Origin of the sequence: Pseudomonas parafulva (genome assembly GCF_000800255.1) — a bacterium.
Classification (GTDB): Bacteria; Pseudomonadota; Gammaproteobacteria; order Pseudomonadales; family Pseudomonadaceae; genus Aquipseudomonas; species Aquipseudomonas boreofloridensis.
On the sequence record NZ_CP009747.1, the window covers coordinates 3,335,433 to 3,355,781 of the forward strand.

21 protein-coding genes and 1 tRNA gene are annotated in these 20,349 nt (G+C 64.4%); 12 read left to right on the plus strand and 10 right to left on the minus strand.

Annotation, left to right across the window (positions count from 1 at the left end; translation table 11 throughout):
• Positions 1 to 26: 26 nt before the first annotated feature.
• The 3 genes from NJ69_RS14475 to NJ69_RS14485 all read right to left on the minus strand — a co-directional run bounded on the left by NJ69_RS14475 (position 27) and on the right by NJ69_RS14485 (position 1,684).
• Positions 27 to 497: a hypothetical protein gene (locus tag NJ69_RS14475; protein WP_039580177.1), complete on the minus strand. Its 471-nt coding sequence runs from the start codon at positions 495 to 497 to the stop codon at positions 27 to 29.
• A 152-nt stretch (positions 498 to 649) separates the two neighbouring features.
• The gene (locus tag NJ69_RS14480) at positions 650 to 1,123 is read right to left on the minus strand and encodes a WbuC family cupin fold metalloprotein (protein ID WP_039580179.1); all 474 of its coding nucleotides are present in this window, start codon (positions 1,121 to 1,123) and stop codon (positions 650 to 652) included.
• Between the two features lie 3 nt (positions 1,124 to 1,126).
• A complete protein-coding gene (locus tag NJ69_RS14485) occupies positions 1,127 to 1,684 on the minus strand; it encodes a hypoxanthine-guanine phosphoribosyltransferase (protein ID WP_039580180.1) in 558 nt (185 codons plus the stop codon).
• A gap of 164 nt (positions 1,685 to 1,848) precedes the next feature.
• On the opposite strand from NJ69_RS14485, the gene upp reads away from it, so the two are divergent.
• Both upp and NJ69_RS14495 read left to right on the plus strand, forming a co-directional pair.
• Complete coding sequence (gene upp, locus NJ69_RS14490; RefSeq protein ID WP_029615105.1) at positions 1,849 to 2,487, plus strand: uracil phosphoribosyltransferase; 639 nt, start codon at positions 1,849 to 1,851, stop codon at positions 2,485 to 2,487.
• 2 nt (positions 2,488 to 2,489) lie between these two features.
• Complete coding sequence (locus tag NJ69_RS14495) at positions 2,490 to 3,764, plus strand: uracil-xanthine permease family protein (protein WP_029615104.1); 1,275 nt, start codon at positions 2,490 to 2,492, stop codon at positions 3,762 to 3,764.
• A gap of 45 nt (positions 3,765 to 3,809) precedes the next feature.
• Here the strand turns inward: NJ69_RS14495 and hemH are convergent, their stop codons facing one another.
• Together hemH and NJ69_RS14505 are read right to left on the minus strand one after the other, a co-directional pair.
• Entirely contained in the window at positions 3,810 to 4,823 is a 1,014-nt protein-coding gene (hemH, locus tag NJ69_RS14500; protein WP_029615103.1) for a ferrochelatase, read from the minus strand.
• Between the two features lie 13 nt (positions 4,824 to 4,836).
• Positions 4,837 to 5,742, minus strand: coding sequence for a TIGR01777 family oxidoreductase (locus NJ69_RS14505; RefSeq protein ID WP_029615102.1), 906 nt, complete (start codon positions 5,740 to 5,742; stop codon positions 4,837 to 4,839).
• Positions 5,743 to 5,929: 187 nt separating this feature from the next.
• Between NJ69_RS14505 and NJ69_RS14510 the strand changes: the two genes are divergently transcribed.
• From NJ69_RS14510 to NJ69_RS14530, 5 genes are all read left to right on the plus strand, one after another.
• Positions 5,930 to 6,916, plus strand: coding sequence for an NAD(P)/FAD-dependent oxidoreductase (locus tag NJ69_RS14510; protein WP_039580182.1), 987 nt, complete (start codon positions 5,930 to 5,932; stop codon positions 6,914 to 6,916).
• 95 nt (positions 6,917 to 7,011) lie between these two features.
• Positions 7,012 to 7,977 (plus strand): YbgA family protein, encoded by a 966-nt coding sequence (locus NJ69_RS14515; protein WP_039580184.1) that lies wholly within the window; start codon positions 7,012 to 7,014, stop codon positions 7,975 to 7,977.
• A complete protein-coding gene (locus NJ69_RS14520; protein WP_039580187.1) occupies positions 7,967 to 8,857 on the plus strand; it encodes a MerR family transcriptional regulator in 891 nt (296 codons plus the stop codon). Before NJ69_RS14515 ends, NJ69_RS14520 begins: the two co-directional genes overlap by 11 nt.
• Before the next feature lies 1 nt (position 8,858).
• A complete protein-coding gene (gene phrB, locus NJ69_RS14525) occupies positions 8,859 to 10,286 on the plus strand; it encodes a deoxyribodipyrimidine photo-lyase (RefSeq protein WP_039580189.1) in 1,428 nt (475 codons plus the stop codon).
• 10 nt (positions 10,287 to 10,296) lie between these two features.
• The gene (locus NJ69_RS14530) at positions 10,297 to 11,001 is read left to right on the plus strand and encodes an SDR family NAD(P)-dependent oxidoreductase (protein ID WP_039580191.1); all 705 of its coding nucleotides are present in this window, start codon (positions 10,297 to 10,299) and stop codon (positions 10,999 to 11,001) included.
• A gap of 19 nt (positions 11,002 to 11,020) precedes the next feature.
• On the opposite strand, the gene murI is transcribed toward NJ69_RS14530, so the two are convergent.
• The 5 genes from murI to hemA are packed head-to-tail and all read right to left on the minus strand — an operon-like array spanning position 11,021 to position 15,749.
• Positions 11,021 to 11,821, minus strand: coding sequence for a glutamate racemase (gene murI, locus NJ69_RS14535; protein ID WP_039580194.1), 801 nt, complete (start codon positions 11,819 to 11,821; stop codon positions 11,021 to 11,023).
• Complete coding sequence (locus NJ69_RS14540; protein WP_039580197.1) at positions 11,814 to 12,569, minus strand: molybdopterin-synthase adenylyltransferase MoeB; 756 nt, start codon at positions 12,567 to 12,569, stop codon at positions 11,814 to 11,816. The genes murI and NJ69_RS14540 overlap by 8 nt, the downstream gene beginning before the upstream one ends.
• Entirely contained in the window at positions 12,563 to 13,393 is an 831-nt protein-coding gene (prmC, locus tag NJ69_RS14545; protein ID WP_039580200.1) for a peptide chain release factor N(5)-glutamine methyltransferase, read from the minus strand. The genes NJ69_RS14540 and prmC overlap by 7 nt, the downstream gene beginning before the upstream one ends.
• Positions 13,393 to 14,475, minus strand: coding sequence for a peptide chain release factor 1 (gene prfA / locus NJ69_RS14550; RefSeq protein ID WP_039580202.1), 1,083 nt, complete (start codon positions 14,473 to 14,475; stop codon positions 13,393 to 13,395). The genes prmC and prfA overlap by 1 nt, the downstream gene beginning before the upstream one ends.
• A complete protein-coding gene (gene hemA, locus NJ69_RS14555) occupies positions 14,472 to 15,749 on the minus strand; it encodes a glutamyl-tRNA reductase (RefSeq protein ID WP_039580205.1) in 1,278 nt (425 codons plus the stop codon). Before hemA ends, prfA begins: the two co-directional genes overlap by 4 nt.
• A gap of 239 nt (positions 15,750 to 15,988) precedes the next feature.
• Between hemA and NJ69_RS14560 the strand changes: the two genes are divergently transcribed.
• The 5 genes from NJ69_RS14560 to NJ69_RS14580 all read left to right on the plus strand — a co-directional run bounded on the left by NJ69_RS14560 (position 15,989) and on the right by NJ69_RS14580 (position 20,286).
• Positions 15,989 to 17,716, plus strand: a complete 1,728-nt coding sequence (locus NJ69_RS14560; RefSeq protein ID WP_039580207.1) for a tetratricopeptide repeat protein — start codon at positions 15,989 to 15,991, stop codon at positions 17,714 to 17,716.
• 3 nt (positions 17,717 to 17,719) lie between these two features.
• Complete coding sequence (lolB, locus tag NJ69_RS14565; protein ID WP_039580210.1) at positions 17,720 to 18,337, plus strand: lipoprotein insertase outer membrane protein LolB; 618 nt, start codon at positions 17,720 to 17,722, stop codon at positions 18,335 to 18,337.
• A 4-nt stretch (positions 18,338 to 18,341) separates the two neighbouring features.
• Complete coding sequence (gene ispE / locus NJ69_RS14570) at positions 18,342 to 19,202, plus strand: 4-(cytidine 5'-diphospho)-2-C-methyl-D-erythritol kinase (protein WP_039580213.1); 861 nt, start codon at positions 18,342 to 18,344, stop codon at positions 19,200 to 19,202.
• Positions 19,203 to 19,222: 20 nt separating this feature from the next.
• Positions 19,223 to 19,297: transfer RNA gene (locus tag NJ69_RS14575), tRNA-Gln, on the plus strand.
• A 47-nt stretch (positions 19,298 to 19,344) separates the two neighbouring features.
• Positions 19,345 to 20,286 carry a ribose-phosphate pyrophosphokinase gene (locus NJ69_RS14580; RefSeq protein ID WP_029614333.1) on the plus strand — a complete coding sequence of 314 codons (942 nt, stop codon included), beginning with the start codon at positions 19,345 to 19,347 and terminating at the stop codon, positions 20,284 to 20,286.
• Positions 20,287 to 20,349 lie beyond the last annotated feature (63 nt).

Genomic DNA, 20,349 nt, shown 5'->3' on the forward strand with positions numbered 1-20,349 from the left:
AGTGTACCCGGCGTGCGCCACGGCGCTCAACGCGTACGTACGGTGCCGGTGTGCAGATCGGCCCAGACATGACCGTTGGCATAGCTGAGGAATTGCACGTAGACCGTCTCGTTGCGCAGCAGGTCCATGATCACCCGGTAGTCGGCCTGTGGATAATTCAGGGTCAGGGTGCGTGTGGCCTCGTCGTAAGCGGGACGCTTGAGGCTCTTGCCACCCTCGCCGTCGAAGGTCACCAGCACCTGGCTGACGGTCGCGCCCTTGCTCATCGGCTTGCCCTTCAGGCGCAGGGTCAGCGACGAGGTGATGGGAATCGGCTGTTGATTGGATTGGCGCTGGGCGCCGACCACCACCGAGTAATCGGTGACCTGCAGCAGTTGCTGGGACTCGGGCGCCTGCTGGCGCAGGGAAAGGTCGTCAGGTGGCAGGAACTGGCTGTGCAGCGGTGCAGCAGACAGCGGCAGGCTCAGCGCCAGCAGCAGAGGAATAACGGCACGCATGAGAGGCTCCTTGGCGGGCAGGAGCACTCGAGTGTCCTGTCCCGGAAATAGGCTGTTCAATGTTGGTGGCGCCTTGCCCGAACACTCAAGTCACTCGCCAAACGTGAACGTATTACCGAGACAGAACCCTAGCATGCCAGGGTCACACGCGATCAGTCGAACTGAGCGCGCATCCAGGCCAGGTACTCGGGCATGCCGTCCTCGCCTTCGCGCGGCGCCCAGGCCGCCATCTCGCCATCGCTGACCGGACGATAAGGCCCGGCCTTGCATTCGAACAGAATACTGTCTTCTTCCAGCACCACCAGCCCGTGGTAGGTGCCCGGCGGCACATCGACGCCCAGGCAGTCGCCACCGGCCTGCAGCACGCGCGTGTCGGTCACCGCCCCTTGCTCATCGAAGATCAGCAGGCCCAGGCGCCCCTTGAGCACGATCAGCGCCTCGGCCTTGTCTGCGCTCAGGTGGCGATGCGGCGGAATGTAGGTGTGAGTCTGCAGGCCCACCGCCATGCGATGGCAGGGCTCTTCCATGTCATGGAAGTTGTGGTGCTGGCGGCCGCGTGGATTGCTGGCGGCCTTGGCGGCCAGCCCGTCGAACAACGTCTTGTCGATGAAAGCAGGCTGGCGCATGGCTTACATCCCCTTCACGGCGAAGATGCCATTGGCGTTGCGCCAGTAGCCCTTGTAGTCCATGCCGTAACCGAAAATGTAGCGGTCCACGCACGGCAGACCGACGTAATTGGCTTTCAGGCCCGGGCTGGCCTTGCGGTCATGGTCCTTGTCGATCAGCACGGCGGTGTACACCGAACGCGCGCCGGCATGTTTGCAGAAGTCGATGATCGCGCTGAGGGTGTGGCCCTCGTCGAGGATGTCGTCGACGATCAGCACGTCGCGGTCGATGAACGACACTTCCGGCTTGGCCTTCCAGAACAGCTCACCGCCGCTGGTCTGGTTGCGGTAGCGGGTAGCGTGCAGGTAGGAGGCTTCCAGCGGGAACTGCAGGTGGGTGAGCAGCTTGCCGGCGAAGATCAATCCGCCGTTCATCACGCAGAACACCACCGGGTTCTTGTCGTGCAGGTCCTTGCAGATCCGCTCGCCGACTTGGGCGATGGCCGCTTCGACCTGGGCTTCGGTGTACAGGCAATCGGCCTCGCTCATCACTTGGCGGATATGCTCTAGATCGGCGGACATGGCGCTCTCCAGCAGGTGCATTTTGGAAAAGCGGGCAAAGGTACGCACCCGCTCGCCGCAGATCAAGCCTTTATGGACTAACGTGCACAATGACTGCACGACAGCACGGACTGAATAGATTAATCTTACGCGGTTTTTTTGCCCGCCTTCCGGAGCCCTCCCCTATGCCCACTCGTGAGATCCGCCATCCGCTGATCCGCCACAAGCTCGGCCTGATGCGCCGTGCCGATATCAGCACCAAGAATTTTCGCGAACTCGCCCAGGAAGTCGGCGCACTGCTGACCTATGAAGCCACCCAGGACCTGCCCCTGGAAACCTACGAGATCGACGGCTGGTGCGGCAAGGTCCAGGTCGAGAAGATCGCCGGCAAGAAGATCACCGTCGTGCCGATCCTGCGCGCTGGTATCGGCATGCTCGATGGCGTGCTCAGCCTGGTGCCGGGCGCCAAGGTCAGCGCCGTGGGCGTGGCGCGCAACGAGGAAACCCTCGAAGCGCACACCTACCTGGAGAAGCTGGCGCCGGACATCAACCAGCGCCTGGCGCTGATCATCGACCCGATGCTGGCCACCGGCAACTCGATGGTCGCCACCATCGACCTGCTGAAGAAAGCCGGCTGCAAGGAAATCCGCGCCATGGTGCTGGTGGCCGCGCCCGAAGGCATCGAGGTGGTCAACAAGGCGCACCCGGATGTGCAGATCTACACCGCCTCGATCGACCAGCGCCTGAACGAGCACGGCTACATCGTGCCGGGCCTGGGCGATGCCGGCGACAAGATCTTCGGCACCAAGCAGAAGGACGCCTGACCATGCAGGACGGCTACAACGACCCGCTCTGGCGTCAGGTCGTTTCGGGCGCACAGATGCTCTTCGTGGCATTCGGTGCGCTGGTGCTCATGCCGCTGATCACCGGCCTGGACCCCAACGTGGCGCTGTTCACCGCGGGCCTGGGCACGCTGTTGTTCCAATTGGTCACGGGGCGCCAGGTGCCGGTGTTCCTGGCCTCCAGCTTCGCCTTCATCACCCCGATCATCCTCGCCAAGGGCCAGTTCGGCCTTGCTGCGACCATGGGCGGGGTAATGGCCGCTGGCTTCGTCTACACCTTCATGGGCCTGATGGTGAAGATCAAAGGCACCGGTTTCATCGACCGCATGCTGCCGCCGGTCGTCATCGGCCCGGTGATCATCTCCATTGGCCTGGCCATGGCGCCGATCGCCGCCAACATGGCCATGGGCAAGGGCGGCGACGGCAGCGCGTTGATGCCCTACCAGACCGCCATGCTGATCTCCATGCCGGCGCTGCTGACCACCTTGATCGTCGCGGTGTTCGGCAAAGGCATTTTCCGCCTGGTGCCGATCATCGCGGGCGTGCTGGTCGGCTTCGCCTTGTCCTTCGCCTTCGGTGTGGTGGACACGGCGAAGATCGCCGCCGCGCCATGGTTGGAACTGCCCAACTTCACCGCGCCGGAGTTCAACTGGCAGGCGATCCTGTTCATCGTGCCAGTGGCCCTGGCCCCGGCCATCGAGCATATCGGTGGGGTGATCGCCGTGGGCAGCGTGACCGGCCGCGACTACCTGAAAAAGCCCGGTTTGCACCGCACGCTGCTCGGTGACGGCCTGGCCACCACCGCTGCCGGCCTGTTCGGCGGCCCGCCCAACACCACCTATGCCGAAGTGACCGGCGCGGTGATGCTGACCAAGAACTACAACCCGAAGATCATGACCTGGGCGGCGGTGTTCGCCATCACCCTGGCCTTCATCGGCAAGTTCGGCGCGCTGCTGCAAAGCATCCCGGTGCCGGTGATGGGCGGCATTCTGTGCCTGTTGTTCGGCTCGATCGCGGCGGTGGGCATGAACACCCTGATCCGCCACAAGATCGACCTGGCCGAAGCGCGCAACCTGGTCATCGTCTCGGTGACCCTGGTGTTCGGTATCGGCGGCGTGTTGATCGGCAGCGGCGACGGCCCCGACGATTGGGGGCTGAAGGGCATCGCGCTGTGCGCGGTAGTGGCCATCGCCCTGAACTTGATTCTGCCGGGCAACGATGGCTGGAAAAACAAGACGCTGGACGATCAGTTGCCTTGAGCCTGCGTTGAACTCATGGGGGCTGCACTGCAGCCCCTGCTGTTTTCACGCCTTCTCGCACATCCCCGCCAGCACCTGCGCCCACTGCGGGTGATCGTTCAGGCACGGCACCAGCACCAACGCTTCACCGCCGGCCTCGATGAACTGCTCCTTGCCGCGGTCACCGATCTCTTCCAGCGTCTCGATGCAATCAGCGACGAACGCCGGGCACATCACCAACAGCTTCTTCACCCCGGCCGCCGCCAGTTCATCCAGGCGCGTCTCGGTGTAGGGCTCGATCCATTTGGCTCGCCCCAGACGCGACTGGAACGAGGCCGACCACTTACCGTCGGGAATGCCTGCCGCCTTGGCAAAGGCCGCCGCACTGGCCAGGCACTGCGAGCGATAGCAGACCTTGCGCACTTGGGGGCAGGCGGTTTCACAGCAATTGGCGCTCTGCAGGCAATGCGAACCGGTCGGATCGAGCTTCTTCAGATGGCGCTCCGGCAAACCGTGGAAGCTCAGCAGCAGGTGGTCGTACTCCTGCTGCAGATAAGGCTGAGCACTGGCCACCAGCGCGTCGATATAGTCGGGTTCGTCGTAGAAGGGCTGCAGCACTCGCAACTCCATCGCCAGTTTCTGCTCGGCCAGGGTCTTGCGCGCCTGCTCCACCACGGTGGTCACGGTGCTGTCGGCGAACTGTGGGTACAACGGCGCCAGGGTCACCTTGCGTACACCTTGCGCCGCGAGCCGCTCCAGGACCTGGGGCAGCGCCGGCTGGCCGTAGCGCATGGCGACCTCCACCGGTCCGTGGGGCCAGTGCGGGGTGATGGCCGCTTGCAGACGGCGGGTCAGCACCACCAGCGGCGAGCCCTCGTCCCACCAGATCGACGCGTAGGCGTGGGCCGACTGTTCCGGGCGCTTGATCAGGATCAGCGACACCAGCAGCCGACGCACCGGCCAGGGCAGGTCGATGACGTAGGGGTCCATGAGGAACTGGTTGAGGTAACGGCGCACGTCGGCAACCGAAGTGGAAGCCGGTGAACCTAGGTTGACCAGCAGCAGGGCGTGATCGGTCATGCAGCGTCCTATGTCAGAGGCGTTCGGACAGATCGTCCAACGCCGATTGCAGATCGTCGAAGCGGAACGTGAAGCCTTCTTCCAGCAACCGTGCCGGGCGGGCCCGCTGTCCACCCAGCAACAAGGTGGACAGCTCGCCCAACCCCGCCTTGAGCAGCAGGGCGGGGACCGGCAGTACGGCCGGTCGATGCAGCGCGCGACCCAGTGCCTTGGCGAACGCCCGGTTGCGCACCGGCTCCGGCGCGCAGGCATTATAGGGACCGCTGGCGTCGGTGCGCTGCAAGAGAAAATCAATCAGGGCGATGTGATCCTCGATATGAACCCAAGGCATCCATTGCCGTCCATCGCCCAGCGGCCCGCCCAGGCCGAGTTTGAACGGCAGCCGCAGGCGCGACAAAAAGCCGCCGTCGCCAGCCAGCACCAGCCCGGTTCGCACCAGTACGACTCGCAGTCCCAGCGCTTGGGCGCGTTGGGCGGTTTCTTCCCAGGCGATGCACAACTGGCTGGCGAAATCCTCCTTGACCGGCGGCGACGCCTCGGTCAACTCACGCTCGCCGCCATCGCCATACCAGCCCACTGCCGAGCCGGACACCAGCACCTCGGGGCGCTGCTCACGCGTTTCGAGCCACGCCAGCAGTTGCTCGGTCAGGGTGATACGGCTGGCCCACAGCAGGTGACGGCGCGAAGCGGTCCACGGTCGGTCGGCAATGGGTGCACCGGCCAGGTTGACCACCGCATCGACCTGATCGCTCGGCGCAATATCCTCCAGCCGGGCGATGCCGCGCACGCCTTCGCCGCAGCGCCGAGGCACCTGGGCGGGATCGCGACTCCAGACCGTCAAGCGATGTCCCTGGCTCAACCAGCGTCGGCACAGATGCCGTCCGATCAAGCCTGTACCCCCTGTCAGCACGATGTGCATGGCTGTGTCCTCGCATGCTGTGGCTATGGTCTATTTTTAACTTCAAGGCACTTTTTCAACCCGACGCTCTCGGATAAACATAGGCCAACCTGTTCCACCGGGTGGAATAACCTTATACAAAACTTCTGCATTGTACAGGTTTGTCTGACAGCGTAGTCTGCTTCCAGCACGGTTCGAAGAGGCCATCATGACAGTACCTATCGCGATCATCGGGGCCGGCATCGCCGGCCTGTCCGCCGCCCAGGCCCTGCAGAAGGCCGGGCAGACTGTGCATGTGTTCGACAAGGGCCATGGTAGTGGCGGGCGCATGGCCAGCAAGCGCAGCGAGGCGGGCGCCCTCGATCTGGGCGCACAATACTTCACCGCCCGTGATCGACGCTTCGTCGAACACGTGCAGAGCTGGGTCGCCGCCGGTTGGGCGGCGCAATGGAAGCCGCAGCTCTACAACTACCGCGACGGCCAACTCACCCCCTCCCCCGACGAGCAGACCCGCTGGGTCGGTGTACCGCGCATGAGCGCCATCACCCGAGGCCTGCTCGAAGACGTCACCGTGCACTTCGGCTGCCGCATCGCCGAAGTGTTTCGCGGCAAGCAGTTCTGGCACCTGCAGGACACCGAAGGCTGCAGCCACGGCCCCTATAGCCGCGTGGTGATCGCCGTGCCGGCACCGCAGGCCACGCCGCTGCTGGCAGCCACACCCAAGCTGGCGGCGGTTGCCGCGAGCGTGCAGATGGAACCCACCTGGGCGGTCGCGCTGGGCTTCAACGCGGCCTTGAACACCCCGATGCAAGGCTGCTTCGTGCAGGACAGTCCCCTCGACTGGCTGGCGCGCAACCGCAGCAAGCCCGGCCGTGACGAGCACCTCGATACGTGGGTGCTGCATGCGACTTCCGCCTGGAGCCGGCAGCACATCGACCTGCCCAAGGACGAGGTGATCGACACGCTGCACGGTGAGTTCGCCGAACTGGTCGGGTGCGTCGTGCCCGCACCGACCTTTGCCTTGGCCCACCGTTGGCTCTACGCCCGGCCCGCCGGCAGCCATGAGTGGGGCGCGCTCGCCGATGCCGACCAGGGGCTCTACGCGTGTGGCGACTGGTGCCTGTCCGGGCGGGTCGAAGGCGCCTGGCTGAGCGGCCAGGAGGCGGCGCGCCGTCTGCTGGAGCACCTCGAATAGCGTTGTACAAGAAATTTTCCTTGCATAAGTTTTTCGATGTGCTGGAATAGACCTGTACAAGAAATAAACCTTGTACAAGTTTAGGGAGCGGCAGCATGGACCCCCAGCACTCGACAGGTAAACCCCGCATCGCCATCAGCGCCTGCCTCGCCGGCCAGGACGTGCGTTACAACGGCGGTCACAAGGCCTCGGACTTGTGTCAGTCGCTCGACGAGCATTTCGAATGGGTGCCGTTGTGCCCTGAAGTAGCCATTGGCCTGGGCATACCCCGCGAGGCGATCCGCCTGGTGGGCGACCCTCAGTCGCCGGAAGTGATCAATCCGCGCAATCCCGGCACCGACCTGGCGCCGCCGCTGCGTGCCTATGGCCAGCAGATGGCCGAGGCGCTCGACGATATCTGCGGTTATGTGTTCATGCAGAAATCGCCGTCCTGCGGCCTGGAACGGGTCAAGGTCTATCAAGACAACGGCCGCCCATCGCTGCAAGGCGGCCGCGGTGCCTATGCCCAAGCGTTCTGCGAACGGCGCCCGGATCTGCCGGTGGAGGAAGAAGGCCGCCTGCACGACCCGGTGCTGCGCGAGAACTTCATCAGCCGCGTCTATGCCTACGCCGACTGGCAGAATCTGCTGTCGCAGGGCCTGAGCCGCGCGGCCTTGCAGGGTTTCCATGCCCGCTACAAGTACCTGTTGATGGCCCACAATCCCCAGGCCTATCGGCAACTGGGCCACCTGCTCGGCAGCATGACCCGCAACGACGATCCCGACGAGCTCGGTCCGCGTTACTTCACGCAGTTGATGCAGGCCCTGCGCCGGTGTGCCAGCCGCGGCACCCACAGCAATGTGCTGCAGCACCTGTGCGGCTACCTGCGCGATGCCCTGGACGGCAGCGACAAGGCCGAGCTGCAGCATCTGATCGGCCAGTACCAGGAGGGCATCGTCCCGCTCGTGGTACCGCTGACCCTGCTCAAGCATCACCTGCGCAATCATCCCGATCCGTATCTGCTGCAGCAGGCCTACCTGCAACCGCATCCGGAAAACATGGGGCTGCGCAATGCACTCTGAAGACGACCTGCCCATCGGCGAGCTGGCCCGACGTACCGGCGTCAACCCAGTGACCCTGCGCGCCTGGGAGCGCCGCTACGGCCTGCTGGTGCCCGATCGCACGCCCAAAGGACATCGCCTGTACCGCGAAGCGCATGTACAGAAGGTGCAAGAGATCCTGCAATGGCTGGAACGTGGCGCCTCGGTCAGCCAGGTGCGCGACCTGCTGGAGAACAGCGGCAGCGCGACGCCTGTGCTCAACAGCGACTGGCAAGCGCGTTGCGAGAAGCTCATCGATGCCATCGCCAACCTCGCCCAGCGCTCGCTGGACCAACAGTTGAACCAGGCCATGGCGCTGTACCCGGCCTCGACCCTGTGTGACCAACTGCTGCTGCCCTTGCTCGAGCAACTGGAGCAACGCTGGCGCCATCACTTCGACGCACGGCTGGAACAGGCCTTCTTCCACACCTGGCTGCGCAGCAAGCTGGGGGCGCGGGTCTATCACGACAATCACTCGCTCGACGGCCCGCCGGTGCTGTTGGCCACCACCGCCGAACAACCGTTCAACGAGCGCCTGTGGCTGACCGCCTGGCTGCTGAGCAGCAGTGGCATGGCGGTGGAGATTCTCGAGCAGCCGGTGAGCGGCAAACAGCTACTGCACGCCATCGAGCGCTTGCAACCCAGGGCGCTGGTACTGCATTTGGGCGCACGACTGGACGTTCCGTCATTGATGCCACTGGCCACTGTCACGCTGGTGAAACTCTTGGGGGGTGCCAGTGCTCCCATACATGAAGAGCGGCTGCGCGCGTTGGGCCTTCCCGCCTCGCAGCTGTTCGACACACCCCAGCAAGCTTTGCGTCTGCTCCAGCAGTCGACCTCAAGCTCCAGTGCGAGACCCTGACATGCAATTGATCTGGCTGCGCAGCGATCTGCGCATCGACGACAACATCGCACTGAGCGCTGCCACCCAGCAGGGGCCGACCATTGCCTTGTGGATCGCCAGCCCCGAGCAATGGCACGCGCACGACGACGCACCGGCCAAGGTCGATTTCTGGCTGCGCAACCTGCGTGACCTGCGCCACGCACTGGACGCCTTGAACATTCCGCTGCTCATCGGCCACACGGACACCTGGCAACAGGTGCCGCAAACAGTGCTAGCCGTCTGTCAGAAGCACAAGGTGCAGACGGTCCATTGGAACGACGAATACGGCCTCAACGAAGCGCAGCGCGATCAGCAGACGCGTGAATGCCTGGAACACGCCGGCATTGCCGTGAAAACGCACCTCGATCAACTGTTCTTCAAGCCCGGCACGCTGCTGACCAAGGCCGGCAACTACTTCCAGGTGTTCGGCCAGTTCCGCAAGGCCTGTCTCGAGCACTTGCACCGCAGCCTGCCCGCTCAGGCCCACCGCGTGAAAGCCCAGGCGCCACTGTCCATCGCCCACGACCCGATCCCGCAGCATATAACCGGTTTCGACAAGCCCGCGCAGAGCATTCGCGACCACTGGCCGGCGGGCGAGCAGGAAGCACAGGCCCGGCTCGGCCGCTTCGTCGATGAGCTGATCGACGATTACCACGTAGCGCGCGATCTGCCGGCCACGCCCGGCACCAGTCAACTGTCGGCCTACCTGGCCGCTGGCGTGATCTCGCCTCGGCAATGCCTGCATGCCGCCCTGACCAGCAATCGGGGCGAATTGGACAGTGGCAGTAAAGGTGCACGCACCTGGATCGAGGAGTTGCTGTGGCGCGAGTTCTACAAACACATCCTGGTGGGTTATCCACAGGTGTCGCGGCACAAGGCATTTCGTGCCCATACCGAAGCACTGCCCTGGCGCACTGCGCCGGACGACTTCGAAGCCTGGCAACAGGGTCGCACCGGCATTCCCCTGATCGATGCGGCCATGCGCCAGTTGCTGCACACCGGCTGGATGCATAACCGGCTTCGAATGGTGGTGGCCATGTTCCTGAGCAAGAACCTCTTGATCGATTGGCGCAAAGGCGAGCAACATTTCATGCGTCACCTGATCGACGGCGACCTTGCTGCCAATAACGGTGGCTGGCAATGGAGCGCGTCGACTGGAACCGATTCAGTGCCCTATTTCCGGATCTTCAACCCTGTCACACAATCGCAGCGGTTCGATCCAGACGGGCGATTCATTCGCCATTGGTTACCCGAGCTCACTCGGCTGGATAACAAGACCATTCATTTGCCAGTGAAATCCTCTGATTTATTTGATACAAGTTGCTACGTCAGCCCGATCGTTGACCTAGGGAAAAGTCGACAAAGAGCACTTGCGGCGTTCAAGGGGCTGTCCGCCGCCTCCAGTTAAGGACGCAGAATTGAGCAGTACTCGCAGTTTCTGGATTACCGGAGCCACCCGTGGGCTCGCAATGGCAATGGCAGAGCAGCTGCTCGCCGACGGGCATCGAGTCGCGGTCAGTGGCCGGCACACTCACGAACTCGAAGCCCTGATCGAGCTTTACGGTCCACGCCTGCTGCACCTTCCAGGCAACCTGCACGAACTCGCCGACGCCCAATCGGCCGGTCAACGCCTGCAATCGCAGTGGGGCACGCTTGATGTCTTGATCATCAATGCAGGTACCTGTGACTACCTGGCCCCGAACCTCCCTGCAGCAGAGATCTTCGAGCAGATCCTGCAAAGCAACTGGCACGCCACCGAACAGGCGTTGGCCAGCGCCCTACCCTTGCTGGCACGGGGCGAAAATCCCCGCGTGATGGCGATTTTCAGCCGCTACTCGGCCTTGCAGCGCTACTCTCCAGCGCAAAGCCCTGCCGGGCATAACAGTCTGCCGCACTGGGTGCGCGAACAACGCAAGGCATTGGGCGACCTGGGCGTGAAGCTGATGATAGCCGCACCGCAGTCGACCAAATCGCCCGTAAGCAATGCCCTGGCGTTGCCGGAGCAGTGGACGGCCGACAGCGCGGCGCAGGAATTGCTGAGCAAACTGGACAGCGAGCACCGCGAACTGGTGCTGGAAGTGCTGGATCCGACCTTGCTATGGCCGCTGCCCAGCGAAGACTGAGCGCAACGCAGGCTGCGCCTCAGCCGCTGAACGCCATGACCTGCGCCACAGGCGCAGCCCACAACGCAGGTAACACCTCGCGCAGCCGCTGCGGCTCGGCACTGCTGAAGAATTCGGCGTCGCGCGCCGGGCCATCGGCGAGCAGATTCCGGCCCTGCAGCAGACGCTGCAACTGCCTGGCCACGGCTGCGCCGGTATCGATGATCGCTACGTCTTCGGGCACCATCTGCGCCAGCAGCGGGCGCAGGAAAGGGTAATGCGTGCAGCCCAGGATCAGCGTGTCGCAGCCGGCCACCAGCAATGGCTGGACATAGCCCTCCAGCAAGATACGCAGTGGCGGGCTGCTCAAGTCGCCCCGTTCGATCAATTCCACCAATCCCGGACACGGCTGAGTGACGACGCGCACATCGCCTGCGAACCGATCGAGCAAGGCCGCGAATTTGGCGCTCTGCAAGGTGCCAGTGGTCGCCAGCACGCCGACCACGCCAGAGCGGGTCGCCGCCGCCGCCGGCTTGACCGCAGGCTCCATGCCAACCAATGGCCATTCGGGATAACGCTGACGAAGGTCGGCTACCGCCGCCACCGTCGCCGTATTGCAGGCCAGCACCATGGCCTTGGCGCCCCGCGCCTGGAAAAACGCGGCAATGCGCCGGCAGCGCTCGCGGATGTAGTCCGGCGACTTCTCGCCGTAGGGCACATGGCCGCAGTCAGCCACGTAGAGCAGCGACTCGGCCGGCAACAGGCGGTGGATATCGGCCAGCACCGACAGACCGCCCACCCCCGAATCCATGACGCCGACCGGCGCCGAGCGATCAGCCATGGCGGCTGCCGCACACGGCGCACTGTGGGTCGCGCTTGACCCGCAGCTCGCGAAAGCGTGTACCCAGGGCATCGATGAGCAACAGGCGTCCCACCAGCGGTTCGCCGAAACCGGCCAACAATTTGAGCGCCTCCAGCGCTTGCAGGCTGCCGACCAGGCCCACCAGCGGGCCGATCACCCCGGCTTCGCTGCAGGTCAATTCGGCTTCGCTGCCATGGCCATACAGGCAGTGGTAACAGGGGCTGTGCGCCTGCCGTGGATCGAACACCGATAACTGCCCTTCCAGGCGAATCGCCGCACCGCTGACCAACGGTTTGCCGGCTGCCACGCACGCCGCGTTGACCGCCTCGCGGGTGGCGAAGTTGTCGCAGCAGTCCAGCACCAGGTCCACGTTGGCCACTGCTGCCGCGAGGGAATCCTCATCCAGGGCCTGGCGATGGGCGACCAGGCGGACCTGCGGATTGATCGCCTGTAAACGCCGCAGCGCCGAGTCGACCTTGCTCAGCCCGAGGCTGTCGGTGTCATGCAGTACCTGGCGCTGCAGGTTGGTCAGCTCGACCGTGTCGAAATCGGCCAGATGCAGCTCGCCCACGCCTGCGGCCGCCAAGTACAGCGCCACAGGCGAGCCCAGACCACCCAGTCCGACCACCAACGCCCTGCTCTGCTTGAGCCGCGACTGACCGTCGATATCCACCTGCGCCAGCAGGATCTGGCGGCTGTAGCGCAGCAGCTCGTCGTCGCTCAGCACGGCAGGCGGCCCAGACTGATGCGCTCATGACCGCCGAGATCGCGGCGACTGCCGACATCGCTGAAGCCGCTGGCCGTGAGCAATTCACGCACTGCGCTGGCCTGGTCGTAGCCGTGTTCGAGCAGCAGCCAGCCACCGGCCATCAGGTGCTGGGGCGCCCGGGCAATGATCAGGCGCAGGTCGTCCAGGCCATCGGCACCGGCCACCAGTGCGCTGCTCGGCTCGAAACGCACGTCACCGGCACTCAGGTGCGGGTCTTCGCTGGCGATGTAGGGCGGGTTGCTGATGATCAGGTCGAAGCGCTCACCGCCGAGCGCGTCGAACCAATGGCTGGCGCGCACCTGCACGTTGGCCAGGTGCAGACGCTGGCGGTTACGCTCGGCCAAGGCCACGGCCTCCTCGACACGGTCCACGGCCGTCACCTGCCAGGCCGGACATTCGCTGGCCAGGGCCAAGGCGATGGCCCCGGTGCCGGTGCCCAGGTCCAGTACCTGCGCAGCGCTTGCCGGCAGCAACTCCAGCGCTGCCTCCACCAGCAGCTCGGTGTCAGGCCTAGGAATCAGGGTGTGGGGCGCCACTTCCAGATCGAGTTTCCAGAAACCCTGGTGACCCAGAATGTAGGCCACCGGCTCGCCGGCGCGGCGGCGCTCCAGCCAGGCAGCGTAGGTGTCGGCCGCCTCGCTGCTGACGATGCGCTCGGGCCAGGTGTGCAGGTAGCTGCGCGACTTGCCCAGGGCCGCAGACAACAGCAGTTCGGCGTCCAGACGCGCGCTGGAGGAGTCGGGCAACTGCGCGTTGCGCAGCAGGCTGGCGATGATGGTCATCAGTCCCCCAGGGCGGCCAGTTGATCGGCCTGGTATTCGGCGAGCAAGGGCTCGATCACGGCATCGACGCCGCCGGCGAGCACATCGTCCAGCGAATACAGCGTCAGGTTGATGCGGTGGTCGGTCACCCGGCCCTGTGGATAATTGTAGGTGCGGATACGCTCGGAGCGATCGCCCGAGCCGACCAGCAACTTGCGTTCGCTGGCGATGGCGTTCTGCGCGGCGCTGGTCTGCAGGTCATTGAGCTTGGCCGACAGCCAGGACAGGGCACGGGCACGGTTCTTGTGCTGGGATCGCTCTTCCTGGCACTCGACCACGATGCCGGTCGGCAGGTGCGTGATGCGAATGGCCGAGTCGGTCTTGTTGACGTGCTGACCGCCCGCGCCCGAGGCACGGTAGGTATCCACGCGCAGGTCGGCCGGGTTGATCTCGATCGCCGCCTGCTCGTCGGGCTCGGCGAGTACCGCCACGGTGCATGCCGAGGTGTGGATACGGCCCTGCGACTCGGTTTCCGGCACACGTTGCACGCGGTGCGCGCCGGACTCGAACTTGAGCTTGGCGTAGACGTTGTCGCCCTCGACGCGGGCGATGATCTCCTTGTAACCGCCGTGCTCGCCTTCGTTCTCCGACAGGATTTCCAGGCGCCAGCCGCGCTTTTCGGCGTAACGCGAGTACATGCGGAACAGGTCGCCGGAGAAGATGGCGGCCTCGTCACCGCCGGTCCCGGCGCGGATTTCCAGAAACACGTTGCGCCCGTCATTGGGGTCTTTGGGCAGCAGCATGCGCTGCAGTTGCGCCTCCAGGGCAAGCAGTTGTTCCTTGGCCTCGCGCACTTCCTCCACGGCCATTTCGCGCAGGTCAGGGTCGCTGTCCTTGAGCAGCGCCTGGGCGCCCTCCAGGTCGTCCTGCACCTTGCGCCAGGCGCTGTAGGCGACGAACACCGGCTCGACTTCGGCGTACTCACGGGAATAGGCGCGAAAGCGAGTCTGGTCGGAAATGACCTCGGCATCGCCCAGCAGGGCGGTGAGTTCTTCGAAGCGGTCCTGGAGAATCTCCAGTTTTTTCAGCAGCGACGCTTTCATTGCGGGGTCTTGTCCGTGGCGCCTTCGTGAAGGGCAAAGAGTTCCTGGGCCATGGCCAGCGCATCGACGCGGCCTTCGGCGGAGAGCTTCTTCAGTTGCACGCTGGGGGCGTGCAGAAGCTTGTTGGTCAGACCGCGAGCCAACTGGGCGAGCACCTCTTCGGGGTTGCCGCCGTTGGCCAGCAGGCGCTGGGCCTTGTGCAGTTCTTCGTCACGCAGGCGCTCGCTCTGCTGGCGGTAGGCCTTGAGCACGTCCACCGCCGCCAGCTCGCGCAGGCGCCCCATGAAATCCTCGGCGCCGACGCTCACCAGCTCTTCGGCAGCCTGGGCCGCGCCCTGGCGACTTTTGAGGTTTTCCGCGACCACTTCGTGCAAGTCGTCGACGGTGTACAGATAGACGTCGTCCAGATCGCCCACCTGCGCCTCGATGTCGCGCGGCACGGCGATGTCGACCATGAAGATCGGCTTGTGGCGGCGCTGCTTGAGCGCACTTTCCACCGCGCCTTTGCCGAGGATCGGCAACTGGCTGGCCGTGGAACTGATGACGATGTCGCTGTGGGCCAACTCCTGCGGAATGTCGGCCAGCAGCACCGCATGGGCGCCGAACTGTTCGGCCAGCAGGCTGGCGCGCTCCAGGGTGCGGTTGGCCACCACGATGCGCTTGACCCCCTGCTCGTGCAGGTGACGGGCGACCAGGGTGATGGTCTCGCCGGCGCCGATCAGCAGCGCCTGGCTGCGTCCGAGGTCGGCGAAGATCTGCTTGGCCAGGCTGACCGCCGCGAAGGCCACCGACACCGGGTTTTCGCCAATGGCGGTGTCGGTGCGCACCTGTTTGGCGGCGCTGAAGGTGGCCTGGAACAAACGCCCCAGCAGCGGACCGATGGTGCCGGCCTCACGCGCCACGGCATAGGCCGACTTCATCTGGCCGAGAATCTGCGGCTCGCCCAGCACCAACGAGTCGAGCCCGGACGCCACACGCATCATGTGCCGGACCGCGTCGTGCTCCTCGTGGATGTAGGCGCTGGCGCGCAGTTCGTCCAGGCTCAAGCGATGGTAGTGGGCCAGCCACTGCAACACGTCGTCGGCGCTGAGCTGATCCTGTTCTATATAGAGTTCGCTGCGGTTGCAGGTGGAGAGGATCGCCGCCTCGCGGCTGGCGGTCATTCGGCAGAGCTGCTGCAGGGCGTCGACCAGCTGCTCGGGCGTAAACGCCACGCGCTCGCGTACGTCGACCGAGGCAGTCTTATGGTTGATACCGAGGGCAAGAAAGGCCATGCAAGATCGCTGGTGGGGACGGGAAGCCGATAATTGTCCTACTTCGCAGGATTCAGGACAACCACCGTTCGCTATCGCGACCATGACCATCGTCTATAGACAGCTCACCCGATGACAGCCGCGTACGAGACCGGTCGCCGAACGTCCCGGGCCCGGCACGGTCACACACTACGCAGGTGGGTTTGCCCCCACGCTTGTGTCATCATGCTCCGACCGCCGGTTAGTCCTCCAAAGCCCCTATGAACAGATCCTACGCATTGCTGCTTGCCTTCGCCCTGCTCCAGGGCTGCCAGAGCCTGGTCCCGCACAAGAGCGAGGAACAGCCGGCCGTTGCCGAGGCCGACAAGCCCGAAGCCAAACCGCCGGTGGTCTATGGATCGTTCAAGCCCGATACCCTCTACAGCCTGTTGGTGGCCGAGCTCGCTGGCCAGCGCAACCGCTTCGACATCGCCCTGGCCAACTATGTCGACCAGGCGCAGAAGACCCAGGACCCCGGTGTTTCCGAACGTGCCTACCGCATCGCCGAGTACCTCGGCGCCGACGAGCCGGCCCTGGACACCGCACTGATCTGGGCACGCAACGACCCACAGAACCTCGACGCGCAGCGCGCCGCGGCCATCCAACTGGCCCGCGCCGGACGCTATGACGACTCCATGGCCTACATGGAGAAGGTACTTCAGGGCCAGGGCGACACCCATTTCGATTTCCTCGCGCTCTCGGCCGCCGAAACCGACCAGGCGACCCGCGACGGTCTGCTCAAGAGCTTCGATCGTCTGCTGGTGAAGTACCCGGACAACGGTCAACTGGTGTTCGGCAAGGCCTTGCTGCTCAACCAGGACGACAAGACCGAACAGGCGCTCGACCTGCTGGAACAGCACCCGCCGCGCAACGGCGAAATCGCGCCGATCCTGCTGCGCGCACGCCTGCTGCAAACCCTCGAGCGCGGCGACGAAGCGCTGCCGCTGCTGCGCACGGCGATCCGCGACAACCCCGAGGACAAGCGCCTGCGCATCACCTACGCGCGCACGCTGGTCGAGCAGAACCACATCAGCGAAGCCAAGGCCGAGTTCGAGAACCTGCTGCAGCAGTACCCCGATGACGACGAACTGCGTTATTCGCTGGCACTGGTGAGCATGGAGAACAAGGACTGGGATGAAGCCGAAGGCTACCTGCAGGAAATGGTCGAGCGCGACAGCAACGTCGACGCCGCGCACCTGAACCTGGGACGCATCCGCGAAGAACGCAACCTGCCGGCAGCCGCCCTGCGCGAATATGCGCTGGTAGGTCCTGGCCCGGATTACCTGCCCGCGCAACTGCGCCAGGCCGACATCCTCATCGCCAACGGCCGCAGCGCCGAGGCCTCGCGTCACCTGGCCGAAGCCCGTGAAGCACAGCCCGACTACGCGATCCAGTTGTACCTGATCGAAGCCGAGACCCTGGGCAACAATGGCCAGGAAGACCAGGCCGACCAGGTGCTGCAGCAGGCGATCAAGCGTTACCCCGATGACCTCAACCTGCTCTACACCCGCGCCATGCTGGCGGAAAAGCGCGACGACATCGTGCAGATGGAGCAGGACTTGCGCGCCATCATCACCCGCGAGCCGGAAAACGCCATGGCCCTCAATGCCCTGGGCTACACCCTCGCCGACCGCACCACCCGTTACGGCGAAGCCAAGGCGCTGATCGAGAAGGCCAGCCAGATCACCCCCGATGACCCCGCCGTGCTCGACAGCTTGGGCTGGGTCAATTATCGCCTCGGCCATCTGGACGAGGCCGAGCGCCTGCTGCGCCAGGCCCTCGAGCGCCTGCCCGACCCCGAAGTGGCCGCCCACCTGGGCGAAGTGCTGTGGGCCAATGGCAAGCGCCGCGAGGCCCGCCAGGTGTGGGCCAAGGCCTTCGCCGAGCAGCCCGACAACCCCATTCTGCGCAAGACCGTCCTGCGCCTGACCGGATCCGAGACCCTCTGAACCATGCCTGTGCGTCATCTTCTTACCTTCGCCCTCATCGCCCTGCTGGCCGGCTGTGCCGGCATGGGCTCCCGTGAAGCCGTGCAGGGCAAGGGCAGCCCGCAACTGTGGCGCGAGCACAAGCAGCAGTTGAGCAGCCTCGACGGCTGGCAGATCAACGGCAAGGTCGGCATCCGCGCCCCGCGCGACTCTGGCAGCGGCACGCTGTTCTGGCTGCAGCGCCAGGACTACTACGACATTCGCCTGGCCGGCCCGCTGGGCCGTGGCGCCGCGCGCCTGACCGGGCGACCCGGCGGCGTGGTACTGGAAGTGGCCAACCAGGGCCGCTACGAGGCCACCAGTCCCGAAGCCCTGCTCGAAGAACAACTCGGCTGGCGCCTGCCGGTGTCGCACCTGGTGTGGTGGGTACGTGGCCTGCCGGCCCCCGATAGCAAGAGCCAGCTCACCCTCGATGGCGACAGCCGCCTGGCGCGTCTGACCCAGGATGGCTGGGAGGTGGAGTACCTGAGCTACAGCGAGCAGAACGGCTACTGGCTGCCCGAGCGCCTCAAGCTGCACGGCGAGAACATCGATGTGACCTTGGTGATCAAGGACTGGCAGCCGCGTCAGCTGGGGCACTGAACCGATGTCCCGACTCACCCTGCCCGCCCCGGCCAAGCTCAACCTGTGGCTGCACATCACCGGGCGTCGCGCCGATGGCTATCACGAACTGGAAACCGTATTCCAGTTCCTCGACCACGCTGACGAATTGACCTTCGAGCGGCGTGATGACGGCCAGATCCGCCTGCACACCGCCATCGACCACGTGCCCCACGACAGCAACCTGATCGTGCGCGCCGCCCGCGCGCTGCAAGCGCAGTCCGGCTGCGGCCTGGGCGCCGATATCTGGCTGGACAAGGTTCTGCCCATGGGCGGCGGCATCGGTGGCGGCAGTTCCGATGCCGCCACTACCCTTCTAGCCCTGCACCATCTCTGGCAGCTCGATTGGAGCGTTGATCGTCTGGCTGCCCTCGGCCTGACCCTGGGCGCCGATGTGCCGGTGTTCGTCCGTGGGCACGCGGCCTTCGCCCAGGGCGTGGGCGAGCAGCTCACACCGGTCGATCCGCCCGAGCCTTGGTATGTGGTGTTGGTGCCGCAAGTGTCTGTCAGCACAGCGGAAATTTTTTCGCATCCAGAGTTGACACGTGATTCCCTCCCCCTTAAGATGCGCCCCGTTCCCGAGGGAAACAGTCGAAATGACTGCCAACCGGTGGTAGAGCAACGGTATCCAGAAGTTCGCAATGCGCTGAATTCACTGGGTAAATTCACCGAAGCTCGAATGACCGGCACTGGAAGTTGTGTGTTTGGGGCCTTCCCAAGCAAAGCCGAAGCTGGTAGAGTTCTGGCCCTTCTTTCAGCGACCCAAGCAGGGTTTGTGGCAAAGGGAAGCAACGTTTCGATGTTGCATCGCAAGCTGCAGAGTCTGATCAAGAAGTCGAGCGCATAAGCGTTCGCAGCAACAGATACAGGGGCGTCGCCAAGCGGTAAGGCAGCAGGTTTTGATCCTGCCATGCGTTGGTTCGAATCCAGCCGCCCCTGCCATTTTCCTTATACTCATCCAGGTTACCCTCAGCCTTCAGGTACTGCGCGTGTCCAAGATGATGGTCTTCACGGGGAATGCCAACCCCGATCTGGCTCGGCGTGTCGTACGTCAGCTGCATATCCCACTGGGTGATGTTTCTGTCGGCAAGTTCTCCGACGGCGAAATCAGCACTGAGATTAATGAGAACGTCCGCGGTAAGGACGTGTTTATCATTCAGCCGACCTGCGCCCCGACCAACGATAATCTGATGGAACTGGTAGTGATGGCCGACGCCTTCCGCCGCTCCTCAGCTTCGCGAATCACCGCCGTGATTCCCTACTTCGGATACGCCCGCCAGGACCGTCGTCCGCGTTCGGCACGTGTAGCCATCAGCGCCAAAGTGGTCGCTGACATGCTCACTGTCGTGGGTATCGACCGTGTACTCACCGTCGACCTGCACGCAGACCAGATCCAGGGGTTCTTCGATATCCCCGTCGACAACATCTACGGCTCGCCCGTACTGGTCGACGACATCGAAGACCAGCGTTTCGATAACCTCATGATCGTTTCCCCCGACATCGGTGGCGTTGTGCGTGCGCGCGCCGTGGCCAAGTCGCTGGGCGTCGATCTGGGGATCATCGACAAACGCCGCGAGAAAGCGAACCACTCCGAGGTGATGCATATCATCGGCGACGTCGAGGGACGCACCTGCATCCTGGTAGACGACATGGTCGACACCGCCGGCACCCTGTGCCACGCGGCCAAGGCCCTGAAAGACCACGGCGCTGCCAAGGTCTACGCCTATTGCACTCACCCGGTACTGTCGGGTCGTGCGATCGAGAACATCGAGAAGTCGGTACTCGACGAGCTGGTGGTGACCAACACCATCCCGCTGTCTGCCGCTGCTCAGGCCTGTGACCGTATCCGCCAATTGGATATCGCACCGGTCGTCGCTGAAGCGGTCCGCCGCATCAGCAACGAAGAATCGATCAGCGCGATGTTCCGCTAAGCGGAACGCACGCTGACGAAAAGCGCCCCGCCCCAACACCCGTTGTTGGGGCGGGGCTTTTTT

Excerpts from the sequence above, each read along its gene's own strand:
- NJ69_RS14480 (WP_039580179.1), bottom strand. The coding sequence starts at position 1,123 with ATGCGCCAGCCTGCTTTCATCGACAAGACGTTGTTCGACGGGCTGGCC.
- prfA (WP_039580202.1), bottom strand. The coding sequence starts at position 14,475 with ATGAAAGCGTCGCTGCTGAAAAAACTGGAGATTCTCCAGGACCGCTTC.
- lolB (WP_039580210.1), top strand. The coding sequence starts at position 17,720 with ATGCCTGTGCGTCATCTTCTTACCTTCGCCCTCATCGCCCTGCTGGCC.
- NJ69_RS14520 (WP_039580187.1), top strand. The coding sequence starts at position 7,967 with ATGCACTCTGAAGACGACCTGCCCATCGGCGAGCTGGCCCGACGTACC.
- prmC (WP_039580200.1), bottom strand. The coding sequence starts at position 13,393 with ATGACCATCATCGCCAGCCTGCTGCGCAACGCGCAGTTGCCCGACTCC.
- NJ69_RS14515 (WP_039580184.1), top strand. The coding sequence starts at position 7,012 with ATGGACCCCCAGCACTCGACAGGTAAACCCCGCATCGCCATCAGCGCC.
- phrB (WP_039580189.1), top strand. The coding sequence starts at position 8,859 with ATGCAATTGATCTGGCTGCGCAGCGATCTGCGCATCGACGACAACATC.
- NJ69_RS14510 (WP_039580182.1), top strand. The coding sequence starts at position 5,930 with ATGACAGTACCTATCGCGATCATCGGGGCCGGCATCGCCGGCCTGTCC.
- NJ69_RS14475 (WP_039580177.1), bottom strand. The coding sequence starts at position 497 with ATGCGTGCCGTTATTCCTCTGCTGCTGGCGCTGAGCCTGCCGCTGTCT.
- NJ69_RS14485 (WP_039580180.1), bottom strand. The coding sequence starts at position 1,684 with ATGTCCGCCGATCTAGAGCATATCCGCCAAGTGATGAGCGAGGCCGAT.
- NJ69_RS14560 (WP_039580207.1), top strand. The coding sequence starts at position 15,989 with ATGAACAGATCCTACGCATTGCTGCTTGCCTTCGCCCTGCTCCAGGGC.
- NJ69_RS14505 (WP_029615102.1), bottom strand. The coding sequence starts at position 5,742 with ATGCACATCGTGCTGACAGGGGGTACAGGCTTGATCGGACGGCATCTG.
- ispE (WP_039580213.1), top strand. The coding sequence starts at position 18,342 with ATGTCCCGACTCACCCTGCCCGCCCCGGCCAAGCTCAACCTGTGGCTG.
- hemH (WP_029615103.1), bottom strand. The coding sequence starts at position 4,823 with ATGACCGATCACGCCCTGCTGCTGGTCAACCTAGGTTCACCGGCTTCC.
- upp (WP_029615105.1), top strand. The coding sequence starts at position 1,849 with ATGCCCACTCGTGAGATCCGCCATCCGCTGATCCGCCACAAGCTCGGC.
- NJ69_RS14495 (WP_029615104.1), top strand. The coding sequence starts at position 2,490 with ATGCAGGACGGCTACAACGACCCGCTCTGGCGTCAGGTCGTTTCGGGC.
- murI (WP_039580194.1), bottom strand. The coding sequence starts at position 11,821 with ATGGCTGATCGCTCGGCGCCGGTCGGCGTCATGGATTCGGGGGTGGGC.
- hemA (WP_039580205.1), bottom strand. The coding sequence starts at position 15,749 with ATGGCCTTTCTTGCCCTCGGTATCAACCATAAGACTGCCTCGGTCGAC.